Below are 9208 nucleotides of genomic sequence, written 5' to 3' on the forward strand. Positions count from 1 at the left end.
GATCCCATGATGGAAGGGCCCTGGTGCCGATTCCGAAGAGAAGCGCGAGCCCGTGAGCGACATCGACATTGCAGTGGCGGATAGTCTGAAAGTGCTTGACCTCAAACGGCCGATTAGAGAAGCGACCTAATTGCTGCGCGGGCCGCGAAATGATGCGATGCGCCAAATCCCGACTCTTGGATTGCAACAAGGAGCCGGTCACTCAATCACCTCATCGGCGCGGGCGAGCAGCGGCTCTGGCACTGTAAGTCCGATTTCTTTCGCAGCCTTGAGATTGAAAACAAGCTCAAACTTGGTTGGCTGATAGAAAGGAATATTGCCCGGGTTTGCGCCGTTGAGAATTTGATCAATGTCACGCGCAGCATGACGAAGAATTTCCATCAGATCAGTTCCATAGGACATGAGGCCACCGGCCTCGACAAACACCGGATATGCATAAATGGCTGGTAGCCGGTGCTTCGCCGCCAATTCGGCAATGAGCCGCCTCTTGGTGACCTGTTCGGCATTTCCACCCACGAAGAGGGCGTTGGCCCCTGACCGGGAGATCGTGCTGAAGACCTCCCGGTACTCGTCATCGGTGCCCTTATTCATAAAATGGACCTACGACCTCGATACCGGCTTTCTCGGTCGCGTCCTGCATTGCGGGTGCTTCCGGGTTTTTTTCTACACCCACGATTGCCAATTTCGATATTGTCGGGACGACCTCCGTTAAAAGCTGAAGTCGTTTTTCCCAAAGCTCGCGACCTGCATCTACGCTAACGCCGGTGATGTTTGCGCCTGGCCGTGCCAAACTCGTCACAAGGTCGGTCCCGACCGGATCGGCGGTTAACGCGACAATCGGGATCGTGGAGGTTGCCTCTTTGAGCAGGCCGGCCATCAAATTAGTGATTGCAAAAATTACATCTGGATTGCGAGCTGCGGCTTCGCGCGCGAGTTCAGGATAATGATCAATTCGCCCTTCGCCCGAAAGCCGTTCGACCACCAGGTTTTTTCCCTCGATGTAGCCGAGCTGGCGAAGTTCGTGAAAGAACTCGCGATAATATTTGATGCGGCCGTTTTCGGTCAGATCGGATACCGGATGCGATGGATGGAGTACCGCGATCCGGTACATCTTGCGGGGCTCCACCGCCCATGCAGCCCTTGATGTTGTCGCGGCCAGCACGCTGACGCCACAGGCAAGTCCAATGAACTCCCGCCGCTTCATTCCATACTCATCGGAGCTTGAGGACGACAAGACGCAGCGTACCACGTCTCGATTGTGGCTGCGTTCACCGCAGGCGCAAATGCTGCGTCAAAATGCAGCGCATCGCGGAAGACGGCTGCGGGTCGTTTTCGACCGATTCAGCGGGGATTTTTGGCTGGTTGAATTCCGTTTGACCCCAATGGCGTCGGTGGCCGGATACGACAAGCTTGCAGCGAATTACCTCGCCTTCATCCGACTTGCGTCAATCAGGCTGTGGTTGACGCGACCTAAACCCATCCGCCGCGCGCCATGATGGCGGCGCAAAGCAGGATGACGACGATGGCGGCAAGCTCGGCATGAATGACGCCGGTGACCCGCCTGCGCCGGCTCGCCTCGATCACCGGAACCTGCCCTGCCTTGATCGCCCCACGCCAGGACAGGAACTCCATGGTCGGGATGATCGACACGAAGGCGAGGATAATGAACAGGCCGAATTTCAACAGGAACGCGTGACTATGCCAGTAATAGCTCGCGCCCTTTTCGAAGAAGAACACCCGCGACAGCCCGATCACGAGCAACAGGCCCGCGGCGATGCCGAGCACGAGATCGGTGACCTGAAGTCTCCGCGCCGAGGCAAGCGTCAAATCCTGCCTCATCAGCGCGAACTCGATCGCAACCGCCGCAACGAGGGTGAAGGCGCAGAGGTGGTGGAGGAAGGCGAAGAGCGTGGACATGACGGAGCTCCGGCGTTTATTGGCGGGATAGCCAAACGGCGTAGGACCATCTTATCCAATGCTTGCTGTTGTTGGTAAGATGGACCAAGGCATCCTGTTTGCGCACCCGCCGAACGCACGATGCCAATCGATGCGCCCTCTCCCCTTGCGGGAGAGGGCATCTCCGCTAGCTGCCGCAGTCCCATTTCGGGTGAGGGGTACCTCTTGGACGTCCGATCTGGCGGCAAACCCCTCACCCGCCTTCGATGCAAAGCATCGAAGGCACCCTCTCCCGCAAGGGGAGAGGGTTGCAACCGGCGCCTGATGATCGCGTCACATCAGCTTCATCGGCGCATCATGAACCAGGCGAAGATCGATCCCGCCGATCAGGTCCGACCGGAGTGCCTCGGCGGCGGCAATAGCGGCATCGGTCTGTCGCAGTGTGCTGAGGTTCGATCCAAGCGATACGATTCCGCCCAGCACCATGGCAATCGACCCAAGCGCGGCGACCTGACCTGCCCCGAAAAGACCAAGCACCGTGACCAGCAGTAACGCGAGACCGCTCGCGATCGCAATCCTGGATGCAAGAATGAACTTCCGGCATCGTTCGGCAATCTCGGCAAGCGCCTCGATCCGCTCTTCGAGCGCTGAAATCTCGTCGGGAGGATCGTCCTCGGTCATCGGACTTGAGAGCATCTCGCCGCATCCTGGATCCATCGCTACCCTTTTCGCCATGCTCACAACGGCAGATTGTCATGCTTCTTGACCGGCATCTCGACCTGCTTGTCGCGCAGCATAGCGAGCGAGCGCGCAATACGGCGGCGGGTCGAGTGCGGCATGATGACGTCGTCGATATAGCCGCGCTCGGCGGCGACGAACGGCGACAGGAAACGGTCCTCATATTCCTTTGTGCGCGCGGCGATCTTTTCAGGGTCGGCCATGTCGGCGCGGAAGATGATCTCGACCGCGCCCTTGGCGCCCATGACAGCAATCTGCGCACTCGGCCAGGCATAATTCATGTCGGCGCCGATTTCTTTAGAGGCCATCACGTCGAACGCCCCGCCATAGGCTTTTCGCGTGATCACGGTCACCAAAGGCACCGTGCATTGCGAATAGGCGAACAGGAGTTTTGCGCCGTGCTTGATCAGGCCGCCATATTCCTGCGCGGTGCCCGGCAAAAAGCCCGGCACGTCGACAAACGTGACGATCGGAATATTGAAGGCGTCACAGAAGCGGACGAAGCGCGCGGCCTTTCGTGAAGCGTCCGAATCGAGCACGCCGGCCAGCACCATCGGCTGGTTGGCGACGAAGCCGACCGTGCGGCCTGCGATGCGGCCAAAACCGGTGACGATGTTTTTCGCGAACAGCTCCGAGATTTCGAAGAAATCGCCTTCGTCCACGACCTTGAGGATCAATTCCTTGATGTCGTAGGGCTTGTTCGGATTGTCGGGGATCAGCGTGTCGAGCGAGGCGTCGACCCGCTCGATGTCGTCGAAACTCGGCCATTCCGGCACGCCGTCGGTGTTGTTGGCGGGCAGGAAGTCGATCAGGCGCCGCATCTGCAACAGCGCTTCGACGTCGTTCTCGAACGCGCCGTCCGCAATCGAGGAGCGCGTGGCATGCACGGATGCGCCGCCGAGTTCTTCCGCGGTGACGACCTCGTTGGTCACGGTCTTCACCACGTCGGGTCCGGTGACGAACATGTAGCTGGTGTTCTTCACCATGAAGATGAAGTCGGTCATCGCGGGCGAATAGACGTCGCCGCCGGCGCACGGACCCATGATGACGGAGATTTGCGGGATCACGCCCGAGGCGATGACGTTGCGACGGAACACGTAGGAATAACCCGCCAATGCCGCGACACCCTCCTGGATGCGGGCGCCGCCGGCGTCATAAAGCCCGATGATGGGGGCGCGGGCCTTCATCGCCATGTCCTGAAGTTTTGTGATCTTCAGCGCGTGCGTCTCCGACAGCGAGCCGCCGAACACGGTGAAATCCTTGGCGAAGACGAAGGTCTTGCGCCCGTTGACGGTGCCCCAGCCGGTGACGACGCCGTCGCCCGGGACCTTCGTCTTTTCCATGCCGAATTCGGTCGAGCGATGTTCGACGAACATGTCGAACTCTTCAAAACTGCCCTTGTCGAGAAACAGCTCGATACGCTCCCGCGCCGTGAGCTTGCCGCGGGCGTGTTGCGCCTCGATCCGCTTCTCGCCGCCCCCTGATTTCGCGCCGGCGCGCTTTTCCTCAAGCCTGTCCAAAATGTCTTTCATTTCGCTATTTCCTGCCCGATCTGGTCGGTTTCTAACACGCCCCTTCGACGGCGGGAAACGGCCTTCCCGGCATTTGCAAGCGCACGTAATATCAAGAGGCTTCACGGGTTAGGGGCCGGAAGGGGAAGCCAATGCCAGAATCCGACCACCAGGCGACCACAGGCGCTGTTTCCGGGACTTTACGAACGCTGCTCCGCCTCGAAGGGTTAACGCTGTTTGCCAGCATGACGCTGTTATACGGGTTTTGGGGCGGACCCTGGTGGGTCTACGCCGTCCTGTTCCTGGCGCCCGACCTCAGCTTTTTGGGCTATCTCGCGGGAGGCAGAATCGGCGCGATCGTCTACAACGCGATGCACAGCTACATGGCGCCGATGGCGCTGATGACCGCCGGCTTCGGTTTTGCTCCGCCGCTGGTGATTTCGGTCGCCATGATCTGGCTGGCGCATATTGGTCTGGATCGCGCGCTCGGCTACGGCTTGAAATACTCCAAAGGATTTGCCTTCACCCATCTCGGGACGATCGGCAGGGGTGCGCCAGCGGGTAAGAGTTTGACACGCCGCTGACCTCTTCCGTCATGCCCCGGTTTATCCCGGGCATCCACGTCTTCCTAAACGAGCTGCAAAGACGTGGATGGCCGGGTCAAGCCCGGCCATGACGGGTGTCAATAGCAGCGATCGCTCAAGGCAACCTCTTCGCCTGCTACGCCCGCATCACTTCTCTCCGACCTTGAACGGCGGCTCCTTGCCGGGCGGCACCGTCTCCTCCGCCATCGCCAGAAGCATCGCGACCATCACGTAATTGCCGGCAACCGCCGTCAAGTCCACGATCTGCTGGTCGTTGAACACCTTCTTGGCGCGCGCGTAGATCTCGTCGGAGACCTTCTGCGTCGTGGTGAGCTCGGTGACGAAATCGTAAACCACCGCCTCGTCCTCGGCCATTTTCGACGGCCGGTTGCCGGCCTTCAGTTCGGTGATGATGTCGGCATTGAGCCCGGCCTTTGCGGCGAGCGGCGCATGCGCGAACCATTCGACCTGCGAGCGCCACTGCCGGCCGATGATCAGGATCGCGAACTCGTTGAGTTTGGTGGGGACCGACGTCTCCCAGCGCAAATAATGGAACAGGTCGAACAGCCGCTGTCCGAGCACGGGGCTGCGCATCAGCGGGTTGTAGGGCCCGCCAATCCCGACGCTCGAAATCTTCATGATCTGCTCGCCCAGCGGCTTTTGCGTCTCGTTGAGCTGGTCCATCGTGAGTTGGGGAAAGCGCGGCTCCTTGCCAGTCGCCGGTGGTGCAAACATCGTGGCGGCAAACCAGCCGCCAGCCGCGGCGATCATGAGCGACGACATGAAGATTGCAGATTTCACGATTTCCCTCCGCCTTGTTGTGATTGAAAGATGCCGAACTCCGGTGTCCCGGTTCCGACATTCGTATCATATTGCGAAGGATTAGATCGCGCCAATATCGGCCAGACAGGCCTGCGAAAGGCTCATGCGGTCCGCGATATGGCGCGGCTCGCGGATGTCGAGATTGAGCGCGAACACCGTGCGAGCATCGCCCTTCTCGGCCCACCCCACGAGCCAGCCGAGCGAGGGTTTGCCGATCTCGGCACCAAGCAGCCCGCTCTTGGCGCGGATGACGGAGTCGCCGGTCTTGGTGACGGGCAGGATATCGCAAACCAGCTCCTGACTGCGTTTGGAGACGGGCAATGCGCCGCGCCGCAGGCGATCGACGAAATCGACCTGCTGAACCGGATCGATGCGCAAGTTTCCGGTCAGCCAGAACTGGTCGATGCCGCCGCCGATGTCGCGGTTGCCATATTCGAACAGATCGAGATATTTCTGCATCCGCATCCCGCCGATGCGGCGCGCAATCTCCTGGTAGACCGGCACGGCGGAGGCCGCGATCGCCGAGCGCAGCGTATGGTCGCGATTCCACGCCTCGATGATCCTCACCGTGCCGTCCCACTTGAATACGTCCCTGTCGGGATCGCCGACGACGCCGGTCTCAAGCGCAATCACCGAATTCGGGACCTTGAAAGTCGAAGCCGGCAATTTTGCTTCGCCCGAACGATCCGTGTCGCTGGCGATCACCAGGTAATCCTCGACCTTGTAGCCGACGAAGGTTCCATCCGTTCCCGCATCCGTGAAGTGCTTGGCGAGAGCTTCGCGAATTTCGCTGCGCGGAGGCGCGACATGCGCAAGGCCGCGCGACGGCAACAGGGCCGCGGCCGCAAGGGAGCCCATGACGTGACGACGGGTGATCATGACCATTTCCGTTGCATCAGAAGCGGCGGCGACGATGCGGATGACATCGTGGTAAAACAATGACGATCAAGAGCGAGAAGCCAAAATCGCGCGTGCCGCTTGTTCGGTCTCACCTCTCCCCTTGCGGGAGAGGTCGGATCGCATCGACAGATGCGATCCGGGTGAGGGGTTACGCTCTATCGATGGACCTGAACCCCTCACCCCAACCCTCTCCCACAAGGGGAGAGGGAGCGCGCTTTTGCTGCCGTGACGTCGAAGCACTGCTTCAAACCAGGTAAGTCATCTCTAGCGAATCTGCCCCGACAGCCGCAGCACGAACACCAGCACTTCCGCGACCGCCTTGTAGAGCTCGGCCGGAATCTCATCGCCAAGCTCGACATGCGAGAGCGCGCCCGCCAGCACTTCGTTTTCCTCGATCGGGATGCGATGGGCCCTGGCAACCTCGATGATCTTTTCGCCAAGGCTTCCCCTGCCCTTGGCGACAACGCGCGGCGCGCCATTGGACCTGTCGTAGTGCAGCGCGACCGCAAGCTGGTTTTTTGACGGCGTGCTCATAGCGCCCGATCCAGGAAATGCCCCGCGGGCGCAGAGGTTCGTTGCCGGGGCGCGCCGTCACGGACCACGATATCGCCCACCTGCAGGTCGGCGCGGCTCAGCGCCTGGCCCAGTTGCGAGAGGCCTGCGCGCAATTGCGAGGCCGTTGTCGGCCGCTCCGCCCACATCCGCACCGAAGTTCGCTCGCCGCTCAGCGAGATCAGCGCGTGGACGGGTCCGGCCGGTTCGACATCGAGCGAGAATCGCGCCCGCCACACCCGCTTGGCCGGCTCGACGGTATCGCCGCCGCCATCGCGCGAAATCTCGAACTGCGCGATCGCGGTGCCTGACGGCGTTGCGAATGGAATCTCGAAATTCCATCGCGGCACGGCGGGATCGATCCGCCGCGTGGCCGCGTCGGTTTGACCGGGGAGCGAAGCGACCTGCAACAGCGTCTGCCGCGCAATTGCGCCGTCGGTGTTCTCGAGCAGACGCTGCAAGGTCGATTCCTGCGGCGCGTGCGGATTGAGGGTTACAGGCGCCACCGGCTGGGCCGCAGGCAGCGCGCCATTGACCGGCGGCGGCGGAAGATTGGTGCGCCAAAATTCGGCCTCTTCGATCACAGAAGTGCGCGTTGCGGTTACCGCGGGGATAAGGGCAAGCGCCTGGCCATTTTCAAGCGCAAACCTTGATGGAGTTCCTGTACCTGGCGGACCTGCCTGCAGCGCTTCCTGCAGCAGGTTCAGCACCGCGCTGCTGGCGGCGGCGCGCGCCGCCGCATCGGCCGGCGTCGAAATGGCGTTGAGAATCTGGCTTGAGGAAACGAGGTCGAGAATTTCCTGCGCGGTCACGGCTGCGGCGTTCTGTGCCGGGGTCGTGAGCCGAGCCGCATCTGACGCAAGCTGCGGCGCGATCGCAGGCGATTCGATGACGCCCGTTTCGGCTCCGCCGATGATGATGACTGGCGAGACGGATGGCTGAAGCGAGGGTTGAGGGACTTGCGTCGATGGGGTGGACGGCGATGCCGTTTCCTGCCCGAGCGCCGCGGTCCTGATTTCGGGCAGGGTCGCGCCGTCCTGCGCCGGGCCTTCCGGGGATGCCGTGTCTGGCGGAGCAGCCGAGGCCGCCGTCCCCTGCTGCACCGTGTCGGCTGCGCCCGACGTGCCGGCAGTAACCGTTACATCCGCGAGGGAGGACGCCAGCGCCTGGCGCAGCACGATGAGCGCGGCCTTGAGGTCCGGAGCGCCGCTCGAGAGCGGGAGCGATCCGGAGGCGAGCGAAGCCTCGAGAAAAAGGCCGGAGGCCAAAAACCCCTCTTTGATGTCGCCGCCGGAGAGATTTGGGTCGAGACTGGTTCGCAACGACAGCACTTGCGCGACGGCCTGTTGAACCTGCGCAGGCAAGGCGGGCGATCCGGAGGCCGCGTCGAGATTGGCAAAAAGGGGCGCAAGCGAGCTCTGCTGCGTCGCTGCCGCTTGGGAGGCCAGCGACACCGCGAGCGTCTCAAACGGGGTGAGTTGGTTGCCGGCCGCAGTTGAAACGGGCGTCGTCGGCGCATCAACAAGGCTTGCCGCATCAGGCGCGAGCGTGACGGTGGATGCGCCGGGCACGCTCTGGCCCCCGCCCGCGGTCCCCTGCTGGTTGACGATCGCCAGTCCAATTCCGCTTGCGGTCTGCGAAACCTGGAGCTGCAGCGTCTGCCCGGCCTGCAGCGGCACCTGCGAGAGCACGTCGATCGACTGGCCGCCGATCGAAATCCGGACCTGGTCTGGCCCAAGAATCCGCAATACCCGGGCGCTGACCACGCTTCCCGCTTGCAGGACGATATCCGCGGCGCCGCCTGGCGCGGCAACGGGCGGAAGATTTGGCGTGATCACGATCGGCATTCGGCTTCACCGGGCAATACCCGAATCGAAGCTATCGGGGTGTCGTAAACCCGTCGTTAACCGGCCGCGACGAAGAGGGTAGTGACTGTCAAATCCACTCCACTAAAGCGGGATGAGTTTTGGCTGAATCGCCTTGAGCGGCAGACTCGATGCACCTCTCCCCTGTGGGGAGAGGTCGGATTGCGAAGCAATCCGGGTGAGGGCGAATGTTCTATTGAGAGACCGTACCCCCTTGTAAGTCGAAAGTCCGTTCGTCTGGTATTGTAGACGGTGCGGTGACGGACGGGAGTCCGCAGACCCCAAGGTCGTTGCAGACCGTGGGTGAGACAGGTGCCCCGTCCGTCAGTCCATCGAACCC

Annotated in this window: 10 protein-coding genes; 1 reads left to right on the plus strand and 9 read right to left on the minus strand. The window is 61.7% G+C overall.

The window, feature by feature from the left end; genetic code table 11:
• Positions 1-198: 198 nt before the first annotated feature.
• The 5 genes from VNX23_RS00300 to VNX23_RS00320 form a co-directional block, all read right to left on the minus strand.
• Positions 199-591: an ABC transporter substrate binding protein gene (locus VNX23_RS00300; protein WP_325626809.1), complete on the minus strand. Its 393-nt coding sequence runs from the start codon at positions 589-591 to the stop codon at positions 199-201.
• Positions 584-1204: an ABC transporter substrate binding protein gene (locus VNX23_RS00305; RefSeq protein ID WP_325626811.1), complete on the minus strand. Its 621-nt coding sequence runs from the start codon at positions 1202-1204 to the stop codon at positions 584-586. The genes VNX23_RS00300 and VNX23_RS00305 overlap by 8 nt, the downstream gene beginning before the upstream one ends.
• Positions 1205-1470: 266 nt before the next feature.
• Entirely contained in the window at positions 1471-1917 is a 447-nt protein-coding gene (locus VNX23_RS00310; RefSeq protein ID WP_325626813.1) for a DUF2214 family protein, read from the minus strand.
• A 312-nt stretch (positions 1918-2229) separates the two neighbouring features.
• Complete coding sequence (locus tag VNX23_RS00315; protein WP_325626825.1) at positions 2230-2577, minus strand: hypothetical protein; 348 nt, start codon at positions 2575-2577, stop codon at positions 2230-2232.
• A 56-nt stretch (positions 2578-2633) separates the two neighbouring features.
• Positions 2634-4166 carry an acyl-CoA carboxylase subunit beta gene (locus VNX23_RS00320; protein ID WP_325626815.1) on the minus strand — a complete coding sequence of 511 codons (1533 nt, stop codon included), beginning with the start codon at positions 4164-4166 and terminating at the stop codon, positions 2634-2636.
• A 131-nt stretch (positions 4167-4297) separates the two neighbouring features.
• Here VNX23_RS00320 and VNX23_RS00325 point away from each other — a divergent pair, with 131 nt between their 5' ends.
• The gene (locus VNX23_RS00325) at positions 4298-4729 is read left to right on the plus strand and encodes a DUF4260 domain-containing protein (RefSeq protein WP_325626817.1); all 432 of its coding nucleotides are present in this window, start codon (positions 4298-4300) and stop codon (positions 4727-4729) included.
• A 147-nt stretch (positions 4730-4876) separates the two neighbouring features.
• Here VNX23_RS00325 and VNX23_RS00330 read toward each other — a convergent pair whose 3' ends face one another.
• From VNX23_RS00330 to VNX23_RS00345, 4 genes are all read right to left on the minus strand, one after another.
• Complete coding sequence (locus VNX23_RS00330) at positions 4877-5512, minus strand: carboxymuconolactone decarboxylase family protein (protein WP_325626827.1); 636 nt, start codon at positions 5510-5512, stop codon at positions 4877-4879.
• Between the two features lie 99 nt (positions 5513-5611).
• Complete coding sequence (locus VNX23_RS00335) at positions 5612-6430, minus strand: penicillin-binding transpeptidase domain-containing protein (protein ID WP_325626819.1); 819 nt, start codon at positions 6428-6430, stop codon at positions 5612-5614.
• Between the two features lie 285 nt (positions 6431-6715).
• Positions 6716-6985: an EscU/YscU/HrcU family type III secretion system export apparatus switch protein gene (locus VNX23_RS00340; RefSeq protein WP_325626821.1), complete on the minus strand. Its 270-nt coding sequence runs from the start codon at positions 6983-6985 to the stop codon at positions 6716-6718.
• Positions 6982-8850, minus strand: a complete 1869-nt coding sequence (locus VNX23_RS00345) for a flagellar hook-length control protein FliK (RefSeq protein WP_325626823.1) — start codon at positions 8848-8850, stop codon at positions 6982-6984. The genes VNX23_RS00340 and VNX23_RS00345 overlap by 4 nt, the downstream gene beginning before the upstream one ends.
• Between the last annotated feature and the right edge of the window lie 358 nt (positions 8851-9208).

The sequence above is a fragment of the Bradyrhizobium sp. genome (genome assembly GCF_035570375.1).
Lineage (GTDB): Bacteria > Pseudomonadota > Alphaproteobacteria > Rhizobiales > Xanthobacteraceae > Bradyrhizobium.

Coding starts and splice junctions, on each gene's coding strand:
- VNX23_RS00330 (WP_325626827.1), bottom strand. CDS start 5,512: ATGTCGTCGCTCATGATCGCCGCGGCTGGCGGCTGGTTTGCCGCCACG.
- VNX23_RS00335 (WP_325626819.1), bottom strand. CDS start 6,430: ATGATCACCCGTCGTCACGTCATGGGCTCCCTTGCGGCCGCGGCCCTG.
- VNX23_RS00300 (WP_325626809.1), bottom strand. CDS start 591: ATGAATAAGGGCACCGATGACGAGTACCGGGAGGTCTTCAGCACGATC.
- VNX23_RS00345 (WP_325626823.1), bottom strand. CDS start 8,850: ATGCCGATCGTGATCACGCCAAATCTTCCGCCCGTTGCCGCGCCAGGC.
- VNX23_RS00340 (WP_325626821.1), bottom strand. CDS start 6,985: ATGAGCACGCCGTCAAAAAACCAGCTTGCGGTCGCGCTGCACTACGAC.
- VNX23_RS00305 (WP_325626811.1), bottom strand. CDS start 1,204: ATGAAGCGGCGGGAGTTCATTGGACTTGCCTGTGGCGTCAGCGTGCTG.
- VNX23_RS00320 (WP_325626815.1), bottom strand. CDS start 4,166: ATGAAAGACATTTTGGACAGGCTTGAGGAAAAGCGCGCCGGCGCGAAA.
- VNX23_RS00325 (WP_325626817.1), top strand. CDS start 4,298: ATGCCAGAATCCGACCACCAGGCGACCACAGGCGCTGTTTCCGGGACT.
- VNX23_RS00315 (WP_325626825.1), bottom strand. CDS start 2,577: ATGACCGAGGACGATCCTCCCGACGAGATTTCAGCGCTCGAAGAGCGG.
- VNX23_RS00310 (WP_325626813.1), bottom strand. CDS start 1,917: ATGTCCACGCTCTTCGCCTTCCTCCACCACCTCTGCGCCTTCACCCTC.